Raw genomic sequence first — 24640 nt, 5'->3', positions numbered from 1 at the left:
CAGCATATAAGCGGTTATTAGAGGAAGAAAAGACGCCAACAGAGGACGAGGCCCGATAACACCCGCGCGACAAACAATCACGGATCTTAAATTTATAATCCCATTATTTGTTTTTATCTTTTCCGCCATGGTAGTATTTTGCCCATGCTGCGACCGACGGATTTATCAGGTAAAGTCAGACCTCAATTTCACTCCCTCGAGACCGGCGCCAAAACCCTTATGAACAATACGTCCTCCAAAAAACGCTCCTCCCGCGGACACGTCACGGCCACCGTCGACATCCTGGGCTCCCGCATCATCTCCGGCATCTACAAGGAAGGTGAGGCGCTGCCGATTGAGCAGGTGCTGGCCGACAGTCTCGATGTCGGCAGGAACGCTTTGCGAGAGGCGGTCAAGGTGCTCTCGGGCAAGGGGCTGTTGGTCACCGCCCAGCGCAGCGGCACCCGCGTGCGCCCGCGCGACGAGTGGAACATGCTCGACCCCGACGTCCTGGGCTGGCACGCAAAACCGGAATTCGCCTCGGAGAAGTTCATGCTCGAGCTGATCGAGCTGCGCTGCCTGATCGAGCCCCGCGCGGCCGAGCTGGCGGCCAGTCGCGCCACCCGCGAGGACGTGTCGCAGATCCTGTCGGCCTACGAGGAAATGGCCAGCTACGGCAGTCATCAACAGGAGCGGCTGGACGCGGATATCGCCTTTCACTCGGCGGTTCTAAAAGCCTCGCACAACTCGATCATCAGCCATTTCAAGCACGCGATCAGCACCTACCTCAAGGCACACGTCGATCTCGGCAAAGAAGTGTCCGGAGCCGCCGACCAGGAGGACCTCGAGCAGCACCGGAAAATCGCCTGGGCCATCGCCACCGGCAAGCCGGAAGAAGCCTACAGCGTCTCCGTGGAAATGCTGGATTTGAACCGCTCCCATTTCGGCGGCAAGACCTGAGCCGTGCCGCTGGTCCTTATCACAGGCTGCAGCAGCGGCTTCGGCTTCGAAGCGGCGCTGACCTTTGCCCGTGAGGGACACACCGTGGCCGCCGCCGTGCGCCGCCCCGAGCGCGCCGAACAGTTGCGCCAACAAGCCAGCCTGGAAGGACTTGCAATACATATCCGGCAGCTGGACACCACCCGGCCCGATGACTTCCCCGGCTTCCTCGCACAACTGGAGCAGGAACTCGGGCCGCTGGACATACTCGTCAACAACGCCGGCATTCACAAGCGCGGGGCACTGGAAGACCTGCCGGAAGCCGACATCCGCGCGGTCATGGAAACCAATTTCTTCGGCCCCCTGCTGCTGACCCGGGCGGCACTGCCCCGCATGCGCGAGCGCCGCAACGGGGTGATTATCATGATGAGCTCCCTCTCCGGTATTGCCGGACTGGCCGGCGATGTTATCTACAGCGCCAGTAAATTCGCCCTGGAGGGGGCCACCGAGGCGTTGAGCTACGAATGCCGCCGCTTTGGCATCCGCTTTGCCCTGGTGGAGTGCGGCAGCTACGCAACCGGGCTGCAGGGTGGCGAACCCGACGATGACTATCCGCGGCACTCGCCCTACCGCCCCCTTATCCAGTCCCAGCAGGCGCAGGCCACCGCGGCCCGTGGGCAGGCACCCCATCCCCGCCAGGTAGGGGAACTGCTGCCCGCCATCGCCGGGGCACACAACGGCCCGCTGCGCTGGCAGGCCGACGCCCTGGCGAAACACGTGATGCAAACGCTGTGGCGCGCGGACAACGAGGCCAGGGACCAGTTCCTGCGCCAGGCATCGGCCATCGACTGGTGGCTGGACGGACGAGAGGCCCCGCTTGACAATGACGCCCCCTGACAACATGCTGGCGCTCTGCGCGGTTCTTTTTGGACTCGCCTGGCTGGGCTTCTGGCTGGATACCAATGCCATCGGCAAACGCACGTCCGGCGTGGTCTGGGTCCTGGCGGGCGCCATGCTGCTCTCCAACACCGGACTGATCCCGCTCGAACACGCGGTCTACAACTTTATCCACGCATCGCTCGTGCCCCTGGCCATTCCGCTGCTACTGATGAAGGCCGACCTGCGGCGCATCTTCCGCGAAAGCGGCCGGGTGATGATCACCTTCTGCATCGCCAGCGCGGCGACCGTCACCGGGGCGGTTGTCGGCTACTTTCTTTTGGATCTCGGCGACATCGGTGCCAAGGTGGCGGGCGTGTACACCGGCGGCTGGATAGGCGGCGCGGTCAATTTCCTGGCCGTTTCCCAGGCCGTCGAAATGTCGCCTCAGGAGTTCAGCGAATCGATCAGCGCCAGCAGCGTAGTCAGTATCACCGCCCTAACGATACTGGTGACCCTGCCCTCCTTCGCCCTGCTCGGCCGCTTCCTCAGCCCGGGCAACACCGCCGGCCCGGGACCGGTGCCGGGAGACCACGGCGCGGCGTCGCCGCCGCTGCTGCGACTCACCCATGTCTGCGCCGCCCTGGCGATCAGCTTCGCCATCTGCGCCGTATCCAAGGCCTTCGCGGAGTACCTGTCCGTACCGGGCTACAGCATCCTGTTCATCACCCTGCTCTCGATCGTCCTCGCCAACCTGGCGCCGGGCGCCTGCGCCAGGCTCAGCGGGGAATTCGAAATCGGCATGCTATTGATGTACTTGTTCTTCGCCGCCGTTGGCGCCGGCACCGACGCCACGACGTTCATCGCCTCGGCGCTCAATCTTTTTGTCTACGGCATGCTGATCATCACCCTGCACCTGGCCATCGTGATTATCAGCGCCCGCGTGCTGCGCATATCCCTGCCCGAGGCCATCGTCGCCTCCGGGGCCGCCCTCGTCGGCCCCGCGCCCACCGCGGCCATTGCCGTGTCACGCGGCTGGACAGAGCTGATTACCCCGGGAATTATGTGCGGTATTTTCGGCTACGTGATCGGCACGTTTATCGGGGTTTGGGTGACCTCCATCCTGAGTTGAGCGCGGCCTCGCGGGAACCGGGGGCTGCCTCCTCAGGCCACCTGCGATTCCAGCCGCGCCACCAGTTCGGGGGCCAGCCCGAGTTCGCGCGCCAACTCCTGCAGGTAGGCCCGCTCCATAAAGCCCTGCTCGTCGACCATCAACAGTGACGCCAGGTATACCTCGGACGCTTCCTCCGGACAGGTGATGCCCCGCGCCACTTCGGCCGGGTCCAGGGGCCTGGCCAGCTCGGTCTCCACAAAGGCCGACACTTCCCGGGTCGCGCCCATCGCCTGGACCGCTTTATAGATGCGCGCCTGCTCGGCATCGTCCACATGCCCATCAGCCTTGGCGGCGGCCAGCATCGCGCGCAGCACGTTCATCGAATGCTGCGGCGTATCCGGCGGGATCGTCGCCGCGGGCGCGGACGTGACCGTCGCAGACTGCTGCCCGGCCTGCCAGTCGTTGTAAACCTTGTAGGCGAGCGCGCCGAGGGCGGCGGTGCCCCCGAGCTTGGCCGCCTTGGCGCCCATTTTGCGCGTCTTTTTGTTGCCCATTAGCAGGGGCAGCAGGCTGCCCCCGACGGCGCCGCCGATAGCGCCCTTGGTCATGTCAGACATGCCGCCCGCCTGCTTGCCGGCGGCGGTGCTCGCCAGTTCATTGCCCGATGCCAGTACCTGGTTCAGTAGTCCCTTGATATCCATTGCCCTGTGCTCGCTCCTGAATCATCGCTTCGGCGTTTTGACGCCCGCGGGTGGCATTCGTTCATTTCGAACCCGACTCCGGCACCGGCGACGCCATCGTCGAGCCACGCCAGCTCCCCGGAAGTGATCAGGGGAATCGGGGACGTTGCAGCCCCGAAGCCGCAGGCTACCGCTTCGGCCGCTTCGCGGCGCGGCCGGGACCGCCTTTGGGTTTGCGCGGCTTGCGTTGAGCGTGTTTTTCGACCTCGCTATCCAGTCGCTGGATTTGCAGGCGCCGACCGCTGACCCACACCCCCTTGAGGTGCTGGTAGACCTCCGCGGGCATGCCCTCCGGCAGGTCCACTGTGCTGTGGTCGTCGTGGATATTGATATGACCGATGTACTGGCTGTCGATCTCCGCTTCATTGGCGATGGCGCCCACGATATTGCCCGGCTTGACGCCGTGGCTGTGTCCCACCTCAATACGGAATCGCTCCATGCCCTTGCCCGGGGGAGCGGACTCGCGGCGAGGCGCGCCGGCCTTGTCCCGGCGCGGCGCTTCCGGGCGCCGGTCCTCCGAAAACGCCTCCTCCCGAGCCCGGTCGTCTCGACGAGCCGGCTTGCTCTTCGGCGCGCCCTGCCCTTTGGCCCCTTGCTCGCCCCCCTTATCCTTGGCCGAACCTTTCGCGCCCTGCAACAGCCGCCCCAGCGCGGCGGCGATATCCAGCACCGGCACGCCGTGCTCATGCTGGTAGCGCTCGATCATCTGCCGCATGGCGTCGAGGTCGCTGCTGGCGAGCGTCTCGGTGACACGCGCCAACAGGCGCTCCTGGCGCTTGTCGGCCACCTGCTCGGCGCTGGGCAGCTCCATTTTCTCGATCGACTGGCCGGTGGCCTTCTCGATCGCCCGCAACAGGCGCCGCTCGCGGTTGGCGGCAAACAGGATGGCCTCCCCGGCGCGTCCGGCGCGGCCCGTGCGGCCGATGCGGTGAACATAGGCTTCCACGTCGTAGGGGATGTCGTAGTTGATCACATGGCTGATCCGCTCCACGTCCAGCCCCCGGGCGGCCACATCGGTGGCCACCAGGATATCCAGCTGGCCCTTTTTCAGTTGGTCGACGATTTTCTCGCGCAGCTTCTGTGGCACGTCGCCATTCAGGGCCGCGGCGGTATAGCCGCGAGCCGCCAGTTTGTCCGCCAGCTCGCTGGTGGCCAGGCGGGTACGAACGAAGATAATGGCGGCGTCGAAGTCCTCGACCTCCAGGATTCGGGTCAAGGCATCCAGCTTGTGCACGCCAGCCATCATCCACACCCGCTGGCGGATGGCCTCGTTGGTCACCGTTTGCGCGGCGATGGTCACCTCAGCCGGCTCGGTGAGGTGCTGTCGCGCGATTCGACGAATGGCGTCCGGCATGGTCGCGGAGAACAGTGCGATCTGTCGTGTCGGCGGGGTCTGCGTGAGCACCCACTCCACATCGTCGATAAAGCCCATGCGCAGCATTTCATCGGCCTCGTCCAGCACCAGCAGGCGCAGGGAGTCCAGCGACAGCGAACCCCGCCGCATGTGGTCCATTACCCGGCCGGGCGTGCCCACAATGACGTGCACGCCGCGCTGCAGCTGGCGCAGCTGGCCGCGGTAATCGGCGCCACCGTACAGCGGCAGCACGCGAAAGCCCGGCAGGTAGTGCGCGTATTTCTGGAAGGCCTCCGCCACCTGGATGGCCAGCTCGCGCGTCGGCGCCAATACCAGCACCTGCGGTACCGCGCGATCGAGTTCGAGTCGCGCCAGCGCCGGCAGCGCAAAAGCCGCGGTCTTGCCCGTACCGGTCTGGGCCTGGCCGACCATGTCGACACCGTTCAACAGGGTTGGAATCGTCCTCGCCTGGATGGCGGAAGGCGTTTCATAGCCAACATCCCGCAGTGCCTTTTGCAGGGAATCGGGTAGCGCGAGTTCTGCGAAGCTGTTCGCATGGAGTTCCTGGGACATGACAGAGACCTGACGGGAAATGGGCGCCGGACGGCGGGCGGCAAGTATACAACCATGGCGGATTGCTGCAAATCGCCACGACGAGTATAGAGATGACCACCGAGCACTTCTCCGGGCACATTGGCTATCCAGCGATTGTCGCCAGGCGACAAGCCGCCTACTATAACGGCAGACTCCACAGGACCGCTATGCCCGGACGGGTCAAACCAAACCGGCCTTCACCTCGTATTTTAAGCAGGTTGCAGCTTGGCAGTGAATACCAACGCGGTTGTCATCGGCGCGGGCGTGATTGGCCTCGCCATCGGCCGGGCCCTCGCGCAGCGCGGTCTCGAGACCGTGGTGCTGGAAAAGGCTGGCACCATAGGCAGCGAAACTTCCAGCCGCAACTCCGAGGTCATTCACGCCGGCCTCTACTACCCCCCTGGCTCGGCAAAAGCCCGCTATTGCACCCGCGGCAAGAAACTGCTGTACGACTACCTCCAGTCGCACGGCATCCCATACCGGCGCTGCGGCAAAATCATCGTGGCCGCCGACAGCGCGGACTGTCCCCGCCTTGACGCCATCGCCGAACGCGCCCGCCGAAACGGCGTCGACGACCTCCGCGAGCTGTCCCGTGACGACATCCGGCAACTGGAGAGTTCGATCGAAGCCGCCGCGGGGCTGCTTTCGCCCTCGACAGGCATTCTGGATTCACACCAATTCCTGCTTTCGCTCCAGGGAGAGCTCGAAGCCGCCGGCGGGATCGTCGCCCTCGCCACCCCGGCGCTGGCCGGCACCCTGGGGGCAAAAGGTCAACACAGCGTTAGCTGCGGCGGGAGCGCTCCAACCACCGTCACCTGCAAGGCCCTGGTCAATGCAACCGGCCTGTGGGCTCGGGAAACCTGGGTGCGACTCGACGGCGGTGAAGCCTCGGCGATGCCCCCGGACCAGTTCTTTGCCAAGGGGCACTATTACGCCTACTCGGGAAAAGCGCCCTTCTCACAACTGATCTACCCCCTCCCGACCGCGGGCGGACTCGGCATCCACGCGACCCTGGATATGGCTGGGCAGGTCCGCTTCGGACCGGATGTCCACTGGGTAGACGGTATTGATTACACCTTTGACGAGGGCGGGAAAGCTGGGTTTATCGCGGCAATTCGCCGGTATTTCCCGGGCCTTGTAACCAGCCGTTTGACACCCGCCTACACGGGGATTCGACCGAAGGTGGTCGGACCCGGCTCCGCCGACGCCGATTTTGCCATTTTGGCCGAGCCGCAGCACGGGATTCCAGGTTTTGTAAGCCTCCACGGCATCGAATCTCCCGGCCTGACCGCCAGCCTTGCAATAGCAGAGGATGTTGCAACCGCGATTGCGGGAAGGTAGCCGGCACCGGGAGCATGCCCGCTGCCTCCAACACCGCCACAGATTGCCTCAGTGTACTGTCTGGCTTACACCTTCATCCCATGGGGCACCGAAGGACGCGCCAAATAGTCGTTTGCCATCGACACCCGCGGGATACCTGCCGGGAGACCCGTCCCGTCGCGATACGCATCGCCGCTGATTCCCCCCAAAGTAGGCCGCGACCACTCATTTTCCGCGGGTGCGCGCCGGGCGCGACGCACCGTGAGGAGTCTGGCTGGCATGAAAAATGCCTCTTTTGCCTTTGGCGGGATGTTGAATAGCCTTGCAAGGATTTGGCAAACGCCGTGCGCCGCGTATTGGCGATGAGGGCGCACAGTACATCCAGGCACGGGCCGGCGCCCCGCCTCGAACCGACACGCATCAACCAGAGAAATATGCATCCAATATAGAGAAACCGGCCAATGGATCACTCCTCCAACAACAAGGATCAAAGCAGGGCGCAGATTGTTCCGGCGATGAGATGGCAGCGGACGCCTGCCGGTCCGAAGGCGGCCGTGAGCAAACTGCTCGAGGCGATCGTGCTGCCCGAAAACGGACTCGCTGCAAACGCGATGGACGCCAGACGGCTTAGATTTTCCAGGGAGGACTCGGGCCAATCCTCGTCTATTCGGATCAATGAATTTGGCGAAGCGGGCTACCTGCTCGAGCGCTTTTTGACAGAGCACGAAACTCACACTGGATTACGCCTGCAGTTCAACCCCCTTTCCGACCCGGTATTTGCCGAACACTGGGTCAATGTTGATTTGTCCGTCGTTGAACGCAAGGCCCGGGAAGCGGGCAGCATTTCCCTGGATTTCGAGGACGACTGCTTCGATCTGGTGCTTTGCACCGGTCTGGACCAGATTTCGCGACCAAACAGCCTGGCAAAAGAACTGCGACGGGTGCTAAAACGCCGCGGCCAGCTCTGGGCCCAGGCGCCCCTCAGCAGGCCCGACATGCCGGACGACACGAGCGGTCAGCCGAGGTATTGGTATTTTACCCCGCGCGGATTCCAGATCCTGTTCGAGGATTTTGACGAGATCATCTGCTCTATCTACCAGACTTCGGCGGGCGATTCCCGCTGCGACAGTTTCTTCTACGGCATCAAACCCGAAATCGCCTAATCCGGCGAGCGATAGCCGAGCAAGCGGGCTGGCATAAACGCTACTGTCAGCTATTCTTACAAAATCGCTTGCCGACAGATACCAGCTCCCTGCAAGTGCTTGATTTATTTAAATTGGCCTGTTTATTGCTAGGCTTATAGATGCCTATCGAATTCCACTTTGGATACACTTCCTCCGCGGAGGTCATGTATATGGTCGCTACGCGAGCCGCCAAACTGGCGCAAATCCAACCGGCACACGCATGGCCTGTGCAGTTAAACACGCCCGTGCCTTCACAACAGCAAACAAATCCACTCCCGAACAATGAAATCTAGTGTGGGCTGCACGACCAAATTCGTGGGCCTAACGCTGTCCACTAGCAGTCAACAAGCAAATTCTGCCGCATTTTCAAGTGCCGGGGGGGCACGAGAACATGGAGAATTCACAACCAAACCGGCTATACAAGCCGCCAGAGGACAGGCTGGCGGAACGGCACCTACTCTACCTACAACCCAATACCGACAGTAATTGCAACAACGCCTTGCTGTGGAGCGCCATTGAAGACAACGGGTGGTCGGTTGACGTCATCGACGACTACGGCGAAGCCGTTCGACGCATGGAAACCGAGAAATATTCAGTGGGGCTCGTCCACTGCGATGGCCAGGCCCATAACCTGCAAAAACTTCACTACCATATCGAAGCCCTGTCCACCGCCAATAGCCGCACCAACCTGGTAGCCATGCTTTCAAGTTCGACCGACATCAGCCATGCAATTGCCTCGGTCATCTATCGCTATTTCTACGACTATCATACGCTTCCGGTTGATACCGAAAGACTCCTGGTAACCCTGGGCCATGCACACGGGATGGCCAGGGTGGCCAATGACATGGATTCCACGGCCCCCGTCACCATTGAAGGAATGATCGGCCAGTCTCCTCCCATAATGAAACTCCGGCAGGAAATACAACGCGTCGCGTCATCGGAGTTCAATGTACTGGTGCGTGGAGAGAGCGGCACCGGGAAAGAGCTGACGGCGAATGCGATACATCAGCTGTCGAGACGTTCGAGCGGCCCGTTCATACCGGTGCACTGCGGCGCCCTGCCCAAGGACCTGATTCAAGCCGAGCTCTTTGGGCACGAAAAGGGTGCATTCACCGGCGCCGACAAGGCGCGCATTGGGAAAATAGAGGCGGCGCAGAACGGCACGTTGTTTCTTGACGAGATTGGCGACTTGCCGCTCGACATGCAAACGAACCTGTTGCGCTTTCTGCAAGAGGGCAGCATAGACCGTATCGGTGGCAGCACGCAAATACCTCTCAATGTCAGAACCATTGCGGCAACCAACGTCAACCTGGAAAAAGCGGTTAAAGAGGGCCGTTTCAGGGAGGATCTCTACTATCGCTTGAACGTTCTACAGATCGACACGCCGGCCTTGAGGGACCGGGGAGAAGATATCGGCGTATTATCCAGCGCCCTGTTCAGCCGATATGCGCGGGAAGTCAATCCTTCCCTCAAGGGCTTTACTCAACAGGCCGTCGACGCCATGAACAACCATCACTGGCCCGGCAATGTAAGAGAAATGGTGAACCGAATTCGACGCGCCGTGGTGATGTGTGAAGGTAAACTGATATGCATCCGAAACCTGGGGCTGGACCAGAACATTCCGAGCAACCTGGGCACCCTCGCCCAAGCCCGGGAAGCAGCCGAGAAAGAGACGATTGAAGCGACCCTCGCCTACATGCGCAACAACGTATCGAAGACCGCCCGACAGCTGGACATTTCCCGGGTAACGCTATACCGCTTGATGGAGTTCCACAACATAGACTGGCAGTCGAACAAAACCTGAATACGCGCAAGCGGGACACCCCGTCGCGACAATGACCGGGGAAACGCCTATGTCCGATCGGCGACGACGCACGGCTATTCGCGCGACTTGTTGAGTACCGTGCCGATAACATTGGAGTGCCGAAGAAGCTGGAAGCAGTATTCCATGTCGTCCGGACGGGAAACGCCGTCCTCCACCACGAATAGACAGGCATCGGCCTTGGGTACGAATACCATGGCATCGTCATTGCGCAGTAGCGGTGGCAGGTCGAAAATTATTATACGATCTTCATAGCGCGCGGTAATATCGGCCAGAAACACTTTCATTTCCGGGGAAGTGAGCACCTCGGAGACAAAGTGATCCTGTCTCGTTCCCGGAATTATCACCAGGCGTGAATGCCCCGGATTGATCATGATTTTCTCGATCGGTTCGGCGTGTAACAGATGGTCGATGATGCCCTTGTCGACCTGCAGCCCCAGGGTTCTGGCGACGTCGGGCTTTCGCAGATCCAGGTCAACAAGCAGTACGGTCTGGTTCATCTCCTGCGACATGCAGATAGCCAGGTTAACACAGGTCAGGGTCTTCCCCGCCCTCTCCCTGGCGCTGGTCACCGCAAGTGTTCGCCAGCCGTTGCGCCGCATGGCTCCCAATACCTGACTGCGCAGCTGACGATAGGCCTCTACCCTGGGATCGTTCTTGCACCCGGCTATGACCTTGTTCTCCATAAGCGCCTTGTCACAGAGCTCGACCTGGCGAGTGCGGCTGTAGTGAATACCCGCCGGCGCCGACGATACGGCACCTGCCGTGCCGCCCACTTCGGCTTCAAACCCGGCTAGCGTGCCAGGTGCGCCTTTAAACCCGTAACTGTCGCCAACCCGCTGAACCGCGGTCTCCTTCGGCGCCGATACCAGTGTCGACCGCCTGGAAGCCGGTTCGCCCCGCCTTCCCCGAGAGTCAGTGGATTCGTCTCGGTCGTCGCGGTACTCATCCCGAGTACTATCGGATGCCCCTTCCAACTGTTCCGCCATGCACTCTCCCTCGAATGTAAAGATTGCCTTCCTTTTACCTATACCAGCCAGACCACCGTAGCCGGACGCCACGCCTTCATCTAGAGAGTGTGGCCTTTCTGGATGTGTACGTAACGCCAAGCACCACAGCATTGGAGTAGGCCCTGCCTACCAGATACCCTTCATCGGTAACCGAGGCCTCGTCGCGTCCGTCACTCTGCTCCTGAAGGGAATAAGTATAGGTGGCGGCAATACGCCAGGCGCTGGTGAGAGTGTGTTCGAGACCAAGCGATATCCTGGCGTACTCGCGGTCGCCTTCGATGTGACTGTCGACCGGCTCGGATCGACCAAGCGTGGCCCCCAGGGAAAGGCTACTGCTTTTGCTCAGGTGGTAACTGTACTTCGCGCCGAACTGGCGGAGATAGCGCAGGTAACCGGCTCCGCTGGAGCTTGGGCCGCTCTCGACGGTAAAGCCCAGACTCTGCCGCTCGCCCTCATAGTCCAGCCCGGCGTTCAACAGCAGTGCGTTTTCATCCGCATCCTCGAGCGAGCCGGACTGACCGCTTCCGTACCGGCTGCCGACCCAGGCCCACCCGACCAGAAGTTGGGCGGCGAGCTGATTGGCGATCCTGTAGTCCAGGCCCGCCTCCAAACCCAGACTATCGGCGGTAACCGCCGAATCAGTTTTATTCTCGTATCGGTCACCGCTGAGCTGAAAACGCAGCTGCATGCGGCTGTCCTGTCTTCGTGTAACTCCCAGGAAGCCCGCAATGAACGAATAGTCCTGGTAGATATCCGCGTCATAGGTGACATCGGCGTACTCCAGGCCACTGACCAGGCCGTAAAGGGGTGTAAATGCGTGGTCGAATTCAAGGCCCAGGCGGAGGCTTTCCACCCGCGTAGCCTCCGTACCGACGACACCGGTATCCAGAAATTCGGTGCTTCGGGTGGACGAACGGTCATAGTTCGCGGCCAGCGCCAAATCGCTATTCTCGAAACGATAGGACGTTATTGCCTCGAGATACTGATCATCGCTGTCGTAAGCATCGTCATCGAAATGCGAGAATACAAAATCGCCGGTCAACGCGGCTTCCAAGCGCTCACTACGCATGGCGAGGGTGACAGGCAGCGATACGTTCATGCCGTAAATGCTATCAGGTTCGCCAGTGGACATCGTCACATTGTCATCTGTGGAGTACGCGGCCTCAACGGCGTACTCCACGGAATATTCCTCGGCCTTGAGCGGCTCCGCGCCCAGGCCCACGACAGCGGAAATGGCGTAAATTGCCGGGCGAATGGCTTCAACACGCGCCAGCAAAGACTGACTTCGCTCAGGGAACGACAATGACATCTCGGCTGTCCAGGATAATATTGGATTCCAGCTGCTTGCCCTCCTTGACTTTCTCGTATTGGAAGGGAATCGCGACCTGCGTTCCATCGGCCCGGCGACGCAGAATGACGATACTGTTTTCCTTGGCAAAGGCATTCAAACCGCCCGCCAGGGCCAGGGCCTGCATGACATCCGTGTTGCCGGTGATCAGAAACTCCCCCGGTTCATTGACCTTGCCAATAACATAGATTTTATTGCCGTTGGTACTCACCAAAGACACGACTACCGGTGGGGTCTCGTTCATGTATTGGCCCAGGGCCGACGAAATTGCATGCCCAACCTGGGCCGGGGTACTGTGCGCCGTCTTCACATCGCCAACCATTGGAAACGTAATATAGCCATCCGGGCGCACAAGAACTTCCCGGCTCAAATCCGCTTCGTTCCATACGTCAATCCGCAGGATATCCCCGGGATTGATGATATAGGTGGCCGGACTCGCCAATGCGCCAAGGCTCATGGCACCGACCATCAGGACGCCCATCGCGAGGCGCCAGCCCCCTCCCGACAGGCCGCTAAACAGTAACATGATGCGTGCATTCCATAGAGTCACTTTCCTGTCAACCAACACCTGTCAACCAACATTCCTCGACCCGCCGCCGCTATCTCGCAGCAGTGGCTCAATATAGGGGATCACGGCCAGGGGGGGTTCGCCCGTCAACGATGCCAGCATTTTTCGACCGTAGATACGGTCGTCCAGCAGTTCAGCCAGATAGGCCATGCCCGCACCCGCGCCGAGGGAAAAAACCAGAGCCAGTGCCACCATCTTCGCCGTTGAGCGTACCGGTTCCAAGGGAAGCTGTGGTGGCTCCAACAACACAAAACGCTCCGCCTTTTTTTCCTGTTCAAGGCTTTGGGCTAGAGATGCCTCATAGCGTTTTGCGCGAATCTCGCTGTACTCTTCCATGTAAACGTTGTACTGATCCGTCAATCGTCGCAATTCAATTTCCACTTCCGGGATAGCCAGGATTTCTTCCTGCAATCGGCCTATATCGTCGTGCAGGATTTTTTCCTGGTCTCGAAGGAGCGCCAGTTTTTTCGTTATCGTACCGATCTGGGTTTCCACCGCGGATTGGGCGGCAAGGGACGTTGTTCCCTTCACACCGGCGGCGGGCGCTGACACGGACACATCCAGCTGTGCTTCCAACGCCGCGATCTCCGTTTTGAGGCGGCGGATATCCCAGTGACCCGGCTTGTAACGCAGGGATTTCTCCGCCAGCTCGCTTTTCCTGGCATCCAGCTGGGCTGCCGGGGAAGCGAACACGGACTCGCCTTCACTGCTCGACAGTGCCGCAACGGCGGCGCGCTGTGACCGGAGTGATCTGCGTTCCTGGTCCAGGGCAAAGATTTCCATTCTCAGTGATCTGAGATCCGACTCTATGCGGCTTACCATATTCAGCTTGAGTTCCAGGTGTTCAGGCAAAGTATTCTGGTGTTTTTGTTTAAACGCCGCGATCTCCCGGTCTATTTCTCGGGCCCGGTTTCCGAAGGCTTCCGCCTTTCTTTCGAGAAAATCGGTGGTTTCGGCTGCCCGCTCGGTACGAGTTGAAACATTCTCGGCGAGAAACATCTCAACGAGTTCAGTCGCCACGGCCTGCGCCATTTCAGGACTTTCATGTTCGAATGAAATGGTGAATGCGATGGCTCCGAGCCGGCTGGCAAAGGGATCGCGAATTACCTCCACAAGGGCATTGGACCTGAGCCGGTCAGCCAGCGAGGCTTTCGGGTATTGCTTCCAATCTTCCCGATACAAGCCCAGTCGCACAACAAGGTCCTGGAGCCTTGCGCTGGTCATTACCCTCGCCTCCATCATCCCTACCCGCTCACCGGCCAGGGTGGTTATTGTGGAGCGAACGAAGTCCTCGGGTATCTGCTGGCTCTCCACCGCGATCGTCCCCGTGGACACGTAGGTCTTCGGTAACAAAAACGCAAGCGCTAGTGACAGCAATAGCGCCGATAGAAATGTTGCCAAAAAATACCAGCGTCGCCTTTTCAGTATTCTGGCAACATCACCCACCACACCGAGGTTAGCCAGCATGGGGAGTATCCACACGGGCGAGCGCCGCCTCACGAACATCGCCGGCGATGCGCGCAGGCACGCCCACCGCAACCGCGTAATCCGGTACATCCGACGTGACGACCGCACCGGCACCGATCAACGCTGACTTTCCGATGGTTACGCCGCCCATTATCGTGGCATTGCTGCCAATCGACGCCCGATCACATACTCTGGTATTTAGAAGCTCCCAGTCGGCCTCTGTTTGCAGCTCACCGTCCTCGGTCACCGCGCTTGGCCGGCGATCGTTGATGAACATGACTCCGTGCCCAACGAATACGCCATCGCCAATATCGACGCCCTCACAGATAAAAGAATGGCTCGAAATCTTGCATTTCGCGCCGATCGTTGCCCCCTTCTGTATTTCAACAAAAGTTCCGATTCCGCTTTCGTCACCCACCTTGCATCCATAGAGGTTAACCAGCTCCGGGTGGGGTATTCGCACCGCCTTGCCAAGCACCACATCCTCTTTGATCATGCGCTTTCCCGTTAAACGATGACTCGCAAGGACCGTCTGTCTTGCGATTTTCGCGGTTCAAACCGCGCCTTTGCACTCCAGTACAACCCGCACGGTACGAATGATCAGCTTGATATCCATTGCTACCGACCAATCCCGCGCGTATTTCAGGTCCAGCCGTACCATATCCTCGAAGGTTGTTTCGCTGCGCCCGACAACCTGCCACAAACCCGTAAGTCCCGGCTTGACTTCCAGAATCCTGCGCAAGTGCCAGCAGCGATACTTCGCCGTTTCATAGGGAATGGGCGGCCTTGGTCCAACCAGACTCATGTCACCCTTCAGCACATTGAACAGCTGCGGGAGCTCGTCGATGCTGGTCTTCCTGATAAAACGCCCAACCCGGGTCACCCGGGGATCAGAAGCCATTTTATAGAGTCGTTTCCCGTCTTCCTCGCTCACCGTCTGCTCCGCCTCACCGCTAATCAGTTTTTCCAGATAGTTGCGGTGGACGCTGTCGTCGGAACCGGAATGCATGGAGCGAAACTTGTAGAACGTAAATGGCACGAGATTTTTGCCGACACGAACCTGCCTGAAAATGGCGTCTCCGGGAGAGCTGTATTTGACCGCGAGCATGGTCGCCAGCATCAGCGGCGACAACAACACCAGCCCCACAACAGCGCCGAGAATATCGATGCCTCGCTTGGTGCGTAATTCCCAGGCGCGCCTTTTCGGACCGCGAACAAAGTAGTGTCCTTCGCGGTCATCAACAGCCTTCGCCTGTGCCTGTAGGCGGTCTAGAATGACGTGTGGATAACTGACTTTGACGACGGATGCCACCGGGTATCCCCCCGCTCCGCAAACCTTTTCAGCAACCCTATCCACATTGCGAGAATCCGTGTCCGGGAGCAGTACGCCAACGACATTGGCATCGAGAATGCCCACGCTGTCGGTTTGACGCAGTGCGCCCCGGAGTGCTGGCAGCGCTTGCGACATTACATCGTGTGTCGCGTCGCCCTCCTCGCCCAGTGTCAATAGTAGCAGCGAGACCGGCGACCCGGAGCGGTCGCTACGGAACCGTTCGCGAGAGACCTCCGCCAGGAACAGGGCCTTGGGCAGCACCGGCATTGCCCGCGCTCGCCGGCAATGCGATCGCGCCAGTGTCTTCTTGTCATCTGCAGGTGGTGCCTCGGACACCATACTCTGACCAGCCTTGTACATGCCATGCATCCCGAATAGCGGCAATGGCTTTCCCGCTTCGTACTGCCTGGCAGACTTCAGCGCCAGAAATCCAGAAGCGACAATGGGGAAAGCCCAATTCGCCTCATGGGTATACGCAATATATATGCCAAGCAAGGCCGCCCATACCCGCCGCGAGTTCAAGGCATGGCCCCGGCATCTCGATTAGGCCACCCAACGCGCTTCGCATGGTGGTGCGCAAAGCCCGCCCGACCGCAACAGCCGGCCACTTCACGAACCGGCGACGGGCCGCCATGGGCCTGTAATACAATCGATACAACAAAACACAATCCATTGCCTGCGTCGCCGAACCGGACAAAGGGCGTTCGAAAATCCGCCACCGGAAAAAACGCGACACCTTGAACCGAGCCCACCCCGGCACTTTGGCCGAGCGGCTTGCCACCCGCCCTGCACGCGAGTGAGTGCCGCTCACAGTGTTCCGCCCCAATTCTGGCACGATGCTTGCCTAATCAGGGTCGGGGGCGCGAGCCGATGCAATCACCCATACGGAGCCGGAAACTTGCGGCCATGGAACGGACAGCGAATGAAAGGGTTTCCCAGATGAAAGTTGGCATACTCGCCGGAGGCTACGGCACACGACTTGCCGAAGAGACCGAGGTTCGCCCCAAGCCCATGGTGGAAATCGGCGGAATGCCCATTCTCTGGCATATCATGATGCACTACTACCAATACGGGCATCGGGATTTCGCCATCGCCCTGGGCTACAAAGGCGACTACATCAAACGCTGGTTCGCGGATTTCTGCAGTCTTGGTGGCAACCTTCGTATCGAAACGGGTAACGGAAAGGTATCGAAAACGCACAATGGAGAGCGCCCCGACTGGGTCGTCGACCTTATCGACACCGGCCCCAAGACGCTCACCGGCGGCCGCATCAAGCGTTTGAGCGACTACTTCGGCAAGGAGACCTTCCTGCTCACCTGGGGCGACGGGCTATCGAACGTCGATCTCGACGCCCTCATTCGGTTCCACAAGGCACACGGTCGCCTGGCTACCGTCACCGCTGTTCGCCCCCCCGCCCGATATGGAAATATCGAAACCGATGGCGATCAGGTCACGCGTTTCACCGAGAAATCCCAGCTACACGAGGGCTGGATCAACGGCGCGTTTTTCGTATTGGAACCGGGCATTATGGACTACATCAGCGGCGATGACGTGATGTTTGAACATGCGCCCCTGGAGAGCCTCGCGGCGGATGGTCAGCTTATGGTCTATCGTCACGAATCGTTCTGGCAATGCATGGATACGCTTCGGGAAAAGCACCTGCTCGAAGAGCTATGGCAGAATGGCGCGCCCTGGAAATCATGGTAGACAACAGGGGAAAGTCAGAATGAATGTACTCGTAACCGGTCACCTGGGATACATCGGTTGCGTGTTGACGCAGCTCTTGATTGAACACGGGCACGATGTTCACGGTCTGGATTCCGACATCTACAGAAACTGTACATTCGTTGATTGCGTACCACAGGTGCCCTACCTGAATAAGGATGTACGCGATATCACCTTGGACGATGTTACGGGCTACGACGCGATCATTCACCTGGCGGGTTTATCCAATGACCCACTCGGTGACTACAAACCCTCGCTCACCGACAGCATAAACCGAAAGGGCTCGATCAGACTTGCCGAACTGGCAAAGGCCGCTGGTGTCCCTCGCTTTATCTTCGCGTCTTCCTGCAGCAACTACGGCGCCGCGGGGGAGACATTCCTCGACGAATCAGCCGCGTTCAACCCGGTGACACCCTATGGGGAATCCAAGGTCGCGGTAGAAAAAGCACTGTTGCCACTTGCCGATGATGAATTCTCTCCAACATTCCTGCGAGCGTCGACGGCATATGGCGTATCCCCTCGGCTTCGTTTTGACCTGGTGGTGAACAACTTGACGGCCTGGGCTTTCACCACGGGCCGCGTCTACCTGAAGAGCGATGGCACGCCCTGGCGACCTCTTGTCCATGTCGAGGATATCGCCCGCGCCTACGTCGCGACCCTGGAGGCACCCCTGGAAATGGTACACGCAAGGGCCTTCAATGTAGGCCAGACCAGCGAAAACTACCGCATTTCCGATATAGCGGAAATGGTCGAGGACTGTGTACCCAACAGCAAGGTGGAGTTTTCCGTCGACGGCGGGCCGGACAAACGCTGCTATCGAGTCGACTGCAACCTGCTATCGCGCACCCTGCACGGCTTCAAACCTCAGTGGACAGTAGAGCGCGGCATTCGCCAGCTGTATGAAAAGTATGTCGAAGTGGGCCTGAAAATGGAAGATTTCGAGGGCGCCCGGTTTCAGCGCATTGCCCACGTCAAGCACCTGATCAGTTCAAACATCCTGAATGAAGAAATGCGCTGGATTGCCTGACAACGGAGTACATCCACATGCCGACAAATACCACCTGCCGCTCATGTCACTCGGACAGCCTCTATCAGTTCCTTGACCTCGGCAGGGTACCGTTGGCTGACGGTCTGGTGAGCGCCGATGACCTGGAAAAAGACGAGCCGAGATTTCCCCTTGTCGTTGCCTTTTGCAGGCACTGCGCACTCGTGCAGATTCTTGAAACCGTCGCTCCCGAGACACTGTTTTCCGATGACTATCCCTATTACTCCTCCTTCTCCCCCTACATTCTCAAGCACAGCAAAGCAAACGTCGATGAGCTGATTGAACGTCGGAAACTGGGGCCGCGAAGCTTTGTAGTTGAATTGGCCAGCAACGATGGCTACCTCCTGAAAAACTATGTGGACGCGGGCGTTCCTGTACTGGGGATCGACCCCGCCAAGGGCCCTGTCGAGGCCGCGAACAACGCCGGCGTTCATACCCTGCATGCTTTCTTTGGCGAGAGCCTGGCGAGGCAGTTGGCAAACGAGGGCAAGCGGGCAGACATCATTCACGGCAATAATGTACTGGCTCATGTCGCGGATACCAATGGCTTCGTTAGCGGGATTGCCACGCTACTCAAGGACGACGGCGTTGCCGTTATCGAAGCGCCCTATGTAAAGAACCTGATAGACAACTGCGAATTCGACACCATCTATCACGAACACCTGTGCTATTTCTCCGTCACTTCGGCAAAAGCGCTGTTCAAAGCACACGGCCTGTATCTCAATGATGTGAAATGGCTGCCCATTCACGGTGGCTCGCTGCGATATTACTGCGAGAAGTCTGAAAACGTCAGCGACAACGTAAGCAACATGCTGGAATCCGAACACGCGGTGGGCCTGGATAGAAGTGACTACTATCACAAGTTCTCCCAACGCGTCGCCACGCTAAAAAATAGCGTCAACACACTATTGGCCGACATCAAGGCGGAGGGTAAATCCATCGCCGCATACGGCGCGGCCGCCAAGGGCGCCACGCTCATTAACTACATGGAGATTGGCACGGACACCCTGGATTTTGTTGTCGATCGCAACGTCCACAAGCAGGGACGCTATATGCCGGGACACCACATTCCGATAAAAGCCCCCGAAGCGCTGATCCACAGTGCGCCGGACTATGTCCTGATGCTTGCCTGGAATTTTGCGGATGAAATCCTGGCGCAGCAACAGCGCTATCTCGAGGGCGGCGGCAGGTTTATCGTTCCGGTGCCCGAACCCCGCGTGCTTTGAAAGGCTGCCCGATGAAAACACATACCTGCCCAGGCTGCCTCGATGGCCAGATGAGCATCTTTTATTCCCAGGATAGCGTGCCTTCAAACAGCTGCATACTGCTGTCCTCCCCAAAGGAAGCGATAGCCTATCCCCGCGGGCGAATGGACATGGGTTTTTGCGACAGCTGCGGATTCATATCCAACCTGTCTTTTGATCCGCGACTCACCGAATACAGCCAACGCTACGAGGAAACCCAGGCTTTCTCCGGCACGTTCAACGCATTCCACATCGCCCTGGTCGAACGGCTTATTCGTGACTACAGACTGACGGGAAAGCGCGTCCTCGAAATTGGTTGTGGCAAGGGCGAGTTTCTGAAGCTGATATGCCAGAAGGGCAATAATTCCGGAATAGGATTCGACCCGGGCTTTCGACCTGAACGAATAGGCAGCGACAGTTCGCCCGACATCACGTTTGTACAGGATTTTTACAGCGACAAGTATGCCCATGAAAAGGCGGATTTTGTATGTAGCAAGATGACGCTGGAGCATATTTCGCAAACTGGCGACTTCGTCGCTGGTGTCCGTCGCGCCATCGGCGAATACCGTTGCGATGTCTTCTTCCAGATACCCGAGGCAACACGAATCCTGGCCGACTGCGCCTTTGAAGACATTTATTACGAGCACTGCTCCTATTTTACGCCAGGCTCCCTGGCACGCCTGTTCCGCAGCAAGGGCTTCACCGTAACGAAGCTTTCAACCGAATACGACGGCCAGTATCTCACCATCGAAGCCAGGCCGCGTGCCGCCGGTGACGAGTCACCGCCCCTCGATCAAGAGGACGATCTTGCCACGCTGCGCCGTTACACCGCGGATTTTTCATCGCGGGTACGGAAAAAGCTCGAACAATGGCGCTCCGTTCTCGACAGGGCGGCGACCAATGGTGACAAAGTGGCGCTGTGGGGCTCCGGTTCCAAGGCGGTTTCCTTCCTGACCACACTGGAGTTAACGTCGGAAATTGAACAAATCGTAGATATCAATCCGCACCGCTGGGGACATTACATGGCTGGCACCGGGCATCCGATCGTATCCCCCGCTGAGCTCACCGAGTCGCGGCCGGACCTGGTCATAGCAATGAACCCGATTTACAAGCGCGAAATAACCAGGGACCTTTCCAGCATCGGTTTGTCGCCGACCGTTCTTACTCTCTAGGCGTGCGAAGCCCTCATGTCCAACTGCATCAGTTGTGGAGGCCGCCAAACAATAGGGCTTGTCACTATTGATCGCGTTCCCGTACTGTGCAACGACCTGCATCGGACCTCACGGGATGGGCGCGACGCCCCCACCGGCCGAATAGATCTCAGTTTCTGCACAAGCTGTGGCCACTATTTCAACCGCTCCTTCAAGCCGGAGCTCGTTTATTACTCGAAAAACTACGAAACGTCGCTCTACGCGTCACATGTATTCCGCAACCATGCTTCGTCACTGGTGGACAGGTTCGTATCGGTCTACGGCATTCAGGACAAGAAAGTGCTTGAAATTGGCTGTGGCCGGGGCGACTTTCTTCGCAGCATCTGCGAAGCAGGCAACAATTGCGGTATCGGCTTCGATACCTCCGCGCCTTTCGAGGGCGCCGACCCGAGCCTACCCAATGTATCCTTCGTTCGCGACTATTTCTCCCCGGAACATGAAGAGATCAGAGCGGATCTCATCGTCTGCCAGCAGGTGCTGGAACACACCGATAACCCGCTGGAATTCCTCAACCGCCTGAGCCAGACGCGGACATTCAGGGTGGGCAGGCCAATCATCTACATCGAAGTTCCCAACGGACTGTATACGGCCAGGGACTTGGGTATATGGGATTTGATATATGAACACGTGTCATATTTCACCCCATCATCCATCAGCCGCCTGGTGAAGAGTTGCGGGCTGGAAATCCTCGACATGGGTGAGTCCTTCGGCGGCCAGTATCTGTATGTTGAGGCGGTAGCCGGCGGCCGGTCTTGCGCGGAAAAGGCAGCTTCGGTTTCGGAGACGGAAACCGGGATCGCCCGGCAATTCAGCGGCAGGTTCCACGCCAAGATGGAAACGTATACCGCCTGGATGTCGGCCAACGCGGACTTTCTGCAACGCACCCATATCTGGGGAGCCGGTTCCAAGGGAATAACATTCAGCAACCTGGTGGACCCGCAGGGGAGAATCGCGGGCCTGATCGACCAGAACCCCAAGAAGCATGACCGTTACATCGCCGGAACCGGGCTGCCTATCTCAGGCGTTTCAGCCAGTGCGCTCCGGGATAGCGCCTATGTGGTCGTGATGAATCCGCAGTATACACAGGAAATTGAGTCCCAGCTGAGGGAGCTGGGAAGCAGGGCGCAGGTTGTGCCCGCCTAGCAGGCTGACGAAAAGCAGCCTGCGTCAGTGGCAATGCTTCGCTCCCGGCCCCGGTACGGAAGCTGAAAATCTCCAGGACGATGAAAAGGCAACGGCTCGATGAACACCCCGATACTTTCCGTGGGCATGCCGGTCTACAATGGCGAGCCCTTTCTGAGACAGGCACTGGAAGCCATCCTTTCCCAGGACTTTACCGATTTTGAGTTGATTATTTCGGATAATTGCTCAACAGACGACACGCAATCGATTTGTCTGGAATTCGCCGCCATTGACCAGCGCATCAGCTATCACCGAAACGAGCGCAATATCGGCGCCGCTCGCAACTACAACAAAGTATTCCTGCTCGCCCGGGGAAAGTACTTCAAATGGGCAACGCACGACGATATCTGCCTTCCAGGCCATTTCCGTCGGTGCGTCACCACTATTGACAAGGCTCCCTCGAGCGTCGTCCTCGTCTATCCGCAATCGCGATTCATCGATGACCAGGGCGAACACCTATCCGAAGACGCCGATATCCTGGAGACAAGACACAGCAAGCCGTATATGCGCCTTTCTCGTATTCTCTGTCATGTCAGTATGGCCAACGCCATTTTTGGTGTTATCCGGTGCGAAGCACTTCGCAAGACGCGACTCATCGATTCCTTTATCGCTTCCGACTATGTACTGCTTGCGGAGCTGGCAATGCTCGGAGAGCTCTGGGAAGTGCGCGAACCGCTGTATCTACGCCGCATACACCACGGCGCGTCGCAATATGCCAATACCTCGAACCAAGCGGTGCAGGCGTGGTTCGACCCTTCAAGGCGCTTAACATTCACCAGGTTTCACACCTGGTTTCCGACCACGTCCATTCGCGTCCGCCTGTTGACGGAGTGGATAAAATCGACACAAACGATCGGCATTTCCCGCTATGACAGCATACTCTGCGGTTTGTCTGTACCCGTCGTTTACGGCTATGCGCGGTTTCGCTGCTTCGCGGGCAATATTAAAGCCCACTTACTGCGACCACTGGGTAACTAGGGGATGAGCCGCCTAGCGCTGCCAGGGTATGGGACCAACCCGCCAACCATTCCGCTGTCGCTTTCCCCGGGCTCCCGATCAAAACACCAGGCCGCCCGTGTTTATCCCGCCGCTTAAATCGGGAGAACGGGCATCCGCGGCTGGTGCGCGTCGATACATGATATCGGCTACCCGGTGGGCGACCATCGGCCAGGTCGTCAGCCAAATTCTTCGACTGGGCATATCGCTGTTGCTCGCGCGGCTGCTGGGGCCCGCCGAGTTCGGCCTGATAGCAATGGCCATGGTTGTTGTGGGCTTTGCCGACCTGTTCAAGGATCTCGGCACCAGCTCGGCCATGATCAAGATTGAACATTTGCAGAACAAACTCGTCAATGGCGTATTCTATCTGAACCTCATGGTTGGCGCGGCTATCTATGCCGTGATATTGCTTCTGGCGCCACTGTTCGCCAAGCTGTACTCACAACCGGACGTCACGGACATTCTCGGCGTCATTGCGCTCACCCTGCCCATCACTTCCTTGAGCCTGAGCAAACGCGCGCTTCTACAACGGGAACTGCGGTTCGGATGCCTGGCAATCATAGACATTCTATCCGCGGTACTCTACGGATTCATTGCCATTTGTCTCGCGCTTAGGGGGTTCGAGGTCTGGAGCCTGGCGCTGGCCACTGTAGCCGCGGCTTTCTTCAATTCCATTCTGATCTGGTTCTCGCATTCCTGGCGCCCCTCCCTCGCACTCACTTTCGCGGACATCGGAGAGATCAAGGGCTGGTGTATGAGCATGACCGGCTCTCACATATTCAGCTATATCGTGACCCAGGCTGACAAGTTCCTACTGGGTGTGTTCCTGGGCCAGGTCGCTCTCGGCCTCTATGCCTTTGCACAACGCCTGATGGAGCTGGTCCTGAGCTGCATCGCCACGCCGGTATCCAGTGTTCTTTTCCCTGCCTTTTCCAGCATGAGCCACGACAACGTCAAGATAGCCGCGATGTACACCCGGGCCTGTGTCTCCATCTCGTTAATCGCGTTCCCAATGATCGCCTTGATGGGTGCGATGGCGGAACCGGCGATCCGGGTACTGCTCGGCGAGCAGTGGGCACCGCTGATACCGCTGATCATTCTCTTTACTGTTCCCACCATGATTCAATGCCTTGCGAGAACCGTGGGCAGTATCTACATGTCCAAGGATAAACCACACCTGCTGCTGGCCTGGCAGGTCTTTGCGGGGGTCGCCCAGCTAACATCGTTTTTTATCGGCCTGCCCTGGGGAGTCGAGGGTATCGTGGCCGCTTACGCCACCGTTACGCTGATACTTGCCTACCCTACTTTCATGATTCCATTCCGGCTGCTAAACACGCAGCTATCCGGCTTTTGGAGGGCGCTGCTGCCAACCGCGGCGGCCACGGGCTTAATGGTCAGTGTCGCCATACTGGCCAAATCGATCCTGTTCGAACTGCTGGACTCCGCGCTGCTGGTGGTGGCGCTGGCAAGTGGATTGGCGATACTGGCCTATGCGATCGCCGCCAGAGCCCTGCGGATTTCGGCGATCGAGGATGTATTTCTGTTCCTGAAAATACAGCGATCCTGAACGTTGGTCTCCAAACCCGGAC

21 protein-coding genes are annotated in these 24640 nt (G+C 59.0%); 13 read left to right on the top strand and 8 right to left on the bottom strand.

The window, feature by feature from the left end:
- Positions 1-219: 219 nt before the first annotated feature.
- From JYP50_RS01625 to JYP50_RS01615, 3 genes are read left to right on the top strand one after another with little or no spacing between them, the layout of a single operon-like run.
- Positions 220-939: a FadR/GntR family transcriptional regulator gene (locus JYP50_RS01625; RefSeq protein WP_206558703.1), complete on the top strand. Its 720-nt coding sequence runs from the start codon at positions 220-222 to the stop codon at positions 937-939.
- 3 nt (positions 940-942) lie between these two features.
- Entirely contained in the window at positions 943-1815 is an 873-nt protein-coding gene (locus JYP50_RS01620; RefSeq protein WP_206558702.1) for an SDR family NAD(P)-dependent oxidoreductase, read from the top strand.
- Positions 1802-2926 (top strand): DUF819 domain-containing protein, encoded by a 1125-nt coding sequence (locus tag JYP50_RS01615; RefSeq protein WP_206558701.1) that lies wholly within the window; start codon positions 1802-1804, stop codon positions 2924-2926. The genes JYP50_RS01620 and JYP50_RS01615 overlap by 14 nt, the downstream gene beginning before the upstream one ends.
- Before the next feature lie 32 nt (positions 2927-2958).
- On the opposite strand, the gene JYP50_RS01610 is transcribed toward JYP50_RS01615, so the two are convergent.
- Together JYP50_RS01610 and JYP50_RS01605 are read right to left on the bottom strand one after the other, a co-directional pair.
- Complete coding sequence (locus JYP50_RS01610; protein WP_206558700.1) at positions 2959-3609, bottom strand: tellurite resistance TerB family protein; 651 nt, start codon at positions 3607-3609, stop codon at positions 2959-2961.
- A gap of 166 nt (positions 3610-3775) precedes the next feature.
- Positions 3776-5575, bottom strand: a complete 1800-nt coding sequence (locus tag JYP50_RS01605; protein WP_206558699.1) for a DEAD/DEAH box helicase — start codon at positions 5573-5575, stop codon at positions 3776-3778.
- A gap of 252 nt (positions 5576-5827) precedes the next feature.
- Here JYP50_RS01605 and JYP50_RS01600 point away from each other — a divergent pair, with 252 nt between their 5' ends.
- The 3 genes from JYP50_RS01600 to JYP50_RS01590 all read left to right on the top strand — a co-directional run bounded on the left by JYP50_RS01600 (position 5828) and on the right by JYP50_RS01590 (position 9904).
- Positions 5828-6937, top strand: coding sequence for an NAD(P)/FAD-dependent oxidoreductase (locus tag JYP50_RS01600; protein ID WP_347136708.1), 1110 nt, complete (start codon positions 5828-5830; stop codon positions 6935-6937).
- 440 nt (positions 6938-7377) lie between these two features.
- Entirely contained in the window at positions 7378-8079 is a 702-nt protein-coding gene (locus JYP50_RS01595) for a methyltransferase domain-containing protein (RefSeq protein WP_206558697.1), read from the top strand.
- 412 nt (positions 8080-8491) lie between these two features.
- Positions 8492-9904: a sigma-54 dependent transcriptional regulator gene (locus JYP50_RS01590; RefSeq protein ID WP_206558696.1), complete on the top strand. Its 1413-nt coding sequence runs from the start codon at positions 8492-8494 to the stop codon at positions 9902-9904.
- 74 nt (positions 9905-9978) lie between these two features.
- Here JYP50_RS01590 and JYP50_RS01585 read toward each other — a convergent pair whose 3' ends face one another.
- The 6 genes from JYP50_RS01585 to JYP50_RS01560 form a co-directional block, all read right to left on the bottom strand.
- A complete protein-coding gene (locus JYP50_RS01585; protein ID WP_206558695.1) occupies positions 9979-10911 on the bottom strand; it encodes a CpsD/CapB family tyrosine-protein kinase in 933 nt (310 codons plus the stop codon).
- Positions 10912-10987: 76 nt separating this feature from the next.
- Positions 10988-12241, bottom strand: coding sequence for a hypothetical protein (locus JYP50_RS01580; RefSeq protein WP_206558694.1), 1254 nt, complete (start codon positions 12239-12241; stop codon positions 10988-10990).
- Positions 12222-12806, bottom strand: coding sequence for a polysaccharide biosynthesis/export family protein (locus tag JYP50_RS01575; RefSeq protein WP_206558693.1), 585 nt, complete (start codon positions 12804-12806; stop codon positions 12222-12224). The genes JYP50_RS01580 and JYP50_RS01575 overlap by 20 nt, the downstream gene beginning before the upstream one ends.
- A 45-nt stretch (positions 12807-12851) precedes the next feature.
- The gene (locus JYP50_RS01570) at positions 12852-14315 is read right to left on the bottom strand and encodes a GumC family protein (RefSeq protein ID WP_206558692.1); all 1464 of its coding nucleotides are present in this window, start codon (positions 14313-14315) and stop codon (positions 12852-12854) included.
- Positions 14305-14811, bottom strand: a complete 507-nt coding sequence (locus JYP50_RS01565) for an acyltransferase (protein WP_206558691.1) — start codon at positions 14809-14811, stop codon at positions 14305-14307. The genes JYP50_RS01570 and JYP50_RS01565 overlap by 11 nt, the downstream gene beginning before the upstream one ends.
- A gap of 57 nt (positions 14812-14868) precedes the next feature.
- Complete coding sequence (locus JYP50_RS01560; protein ID WP_206558690.1) at positions 14869-16008, bottom strand: sugar transferase; 1140 nt, start codon at positions 16006-16008, stop codon at positions 14869-14871.
- Between the two features lie 546 nt (positions 16009-16554).
- Between JYP50_RS01560 and rfbF the strand changes: the two genes are divergently transcribed.
- From rfbF to JYP50_RS01525, 7 genes are all read left to right on the top strand, one after another.
- Positions 16555-17355: a glucose-1-phosphate cytidylyltransferase gene (rfbF, locus tag JYP50_RS01555; RefSeq protein ID WP_241262691.1), complete on the top strand. Its 801-nt coding sequence runs from the start codon at positions 16555-16557 to the stop codon at positions 17353-17355.
- Positions 17356-17374: 19 nt separating this feature from the next.
- Entirely contained in the window at positions 17375-18400 is a 1026-nt protein-coding gene (locus JYP50_RS01550; protein ID WP_206558689.1) for an NAD-dependent epimerase/dehydratase family protein, read from the top strand.
- A 17-nt stretch (positions 18401-18417) separates the two neighbouring features.
- Positions 18418-19644: a class I SAM-dependent methyltransferase gene (locus tag JYP50_RS01545; RefSeq protein ID WP_206558688.1), complete on the top strand. Its 1227-nt coding sequence runs from the start codon at positions 18418-18420 to the stop codon at positions 19642-19644.
- 11 nt (positions 19645-19655) lie between these two features.
- Entirely contained in the window at positions 19656-20834 is a 1179-nt protein-coding gene (locus JYP50_RS01540; RefSeq protein WP_206558687.1) for a class I SAM-dependent methyltransferase, read from the top strand.
- 15 nt (positions 20835-20849) lie between these two features.
- On the top strand, positions 20850-22016 hold the full coding sequence (locus tag JYP50_RS01535; RefSeq protein ID WP_206558686.1) for a class I SAM-dependent methyltransferase: 1167 nt from the start codon (positions 20850-20852) through the stop codon (positions 22014-22016).
- Between the two features lie 99 nt (positions 22017-22115).
- Entirely contained in the window at positions 22116-23033 is a 918-nt protein-coding gene (locus tag JYP50_RS01530) for a glycosyltransferase family 2 protein (RefSeq protein ID WP_206558685.1), read from the top strand.
- 157 nt (positions 23034-23190) lie between these two features.
- Entirely contained in the window at positions 23191-24618 is a 1428-nt protein-coding gene (locus JYP50_RS01525) for a lipopolysaccharide biosynthesis protein (RefSeq protein ID WP_206558684.1), read from the top strand.
- Positions 24619-24640: the final 22 nt, after the last annotated feature.

The sequence above is a fragment of the Parahaliea mediterranea genome, assembly GCF_017255185.1.
Taxonomy (GTDB): Bacteria; Pseudomonadota; Gammaproteobacteria; order Pseudomonadales; family Halieaceae; genus JAFKCZ01.
This window is presented reverse-complemented; position numbering and strand designations above follow the sequence as displayed.

Excerpts from the sequence above, each read along its gene's own strand:
- JYP50_RS01625 (WP_206558703.1), top strand. The coding sequence starts at position 220 with ATGAACAATACGTCCTCCAAAAAACGCTCCTCCCGCGGACACGTCACG.
- JYP50_RS01595 (WP_206558697.1), top strand. The coding sequence starts at position 7,378 with ATGGATCACTCCTCCAACAACAAGGATCAAAGCAGGGCGCAGATTGTT.
- JYP50_RS01575 (WP_206558693.1), bottom strand. The coding sequence starts at position 12,806 with ATGTTACTGTTTAGCGGCCTGTCGGGAGGGGGCTGGCGCCTCGCGATG.
- JYP50_RS01550 (WP_206558689.1), top strand. The coding sequence starts at position 17,375 with ATGAATGTACTCGTAACCGGTCACCTGGGATACATCGGTTGCGTGTTG.
- JYP50_RS01525 (WP_206558684.1), top strand. The coding sequence starts at position 23,191 with ATGATATCGGCTACCCGGTGGGCGACCATCGGCCAGGTCGTCAGCCAA.
- JYP50_RS01605 (WP_206558699.1), bottom strand. The coding sequence starts at position 5,575 with ATGTCCCAGGAACTCCATGCGAACAGCTTCGCAGAACTCGCGCTACCC.
- JYP50_RS01610 (WP_206558700.1), bottom strand. The coding sequence starts at position 3,609 with ATGGATATCAAGGGACTACTGAACCAGGTACTGGCATCGGGCAATGAA.
- JYP50_RS01540 (WP_206558687.1), top strand. The coding sequence starts at position 19,656 with ATGAAAACACATACCTGCCCAGGCTGCCTCGATGGCCAGATGAGCATC.
- JYP50_RS01580 (WP_206558694.1), bottom strand. The coding sequence starts at position 12,241 with ATGTCATTGTCGTTCCCTGAGCGAAGTCAGTCTTTGCTGGCGCGTGTT.
- rfbF (WP_241262691.1), top strand. The coding sequence starts at position 16,555 with ATGGAACGGACAGCGAATGAAAGGGTTTCCCAGATGAAAGTTGGCATA.
- JYP50_RS01560 (WP_206558690.1), bottom strand. The coding sequence starts at position 16,008 with ATGTACAAGGCTGGTCAGAGTATGGTGTCCGAGGCACCACCTGCAGAT.
- JYP50_RS01545 (WP_206558688.1), top strand. The coding sequence starts at position 18,418 with ATGCCGACAAATACCACCTGCCGCTCATGTCACTCGGACAGCCTCTAT.
- JYP50_RS01615 (WP_206558701.1), top strand. The coding sequence starts at position 1,802 with ATGACGCCCCCTGACAACATGCTGGCGCTCTGCGCGGTTCTTTTTGGA.
- JYP50_RS01570 (WP_206558692.1), bottom strand. The coding sequence starts at position 14,315 with ATGCTGGCTAACCTCGGTGTGGTGGGTGATGTTGCCAGAATACTGAAA.
- JYP50_RS01565 (WP_206558691.1), bottom strand. The coding sequence starts at position 14,811 with ATGATCAAAGAGGATGTGGTGCTTGGCAAGGCGGTGCGAATACCCCAC.
- JYP50_RS01585 (WP_206558695.1), bottom strand. The coding sequence starts at position 10,911 with ATGGCGGAACAGTTGGAAGGGGCATCCGATAGTACTCGGGATGAGTAC.
- JYP50_RS01590 (WP_206558696.1), top strand. The coding sequence starts at position 8,492 with ATGGAGAATTCACAACCAAACCGGCTATACAAGCCGCCAGAGGACAGG.
- JYP50_RS01535 (WP_206558686.1), top strand. The coding sequence starts at position 20,850 with ATGTCCAACTGCATCAGTTGTGGAGGCCGCCAAACAATAGGGCTTGTC.
- JYP50_RS01530 (WP_206558685.1), top strand. The coding sequence starts at position 22,116 with ATGAACACCCCGATACTTTCCGTGGGCATGCCGGTCTACAATGGCGAG.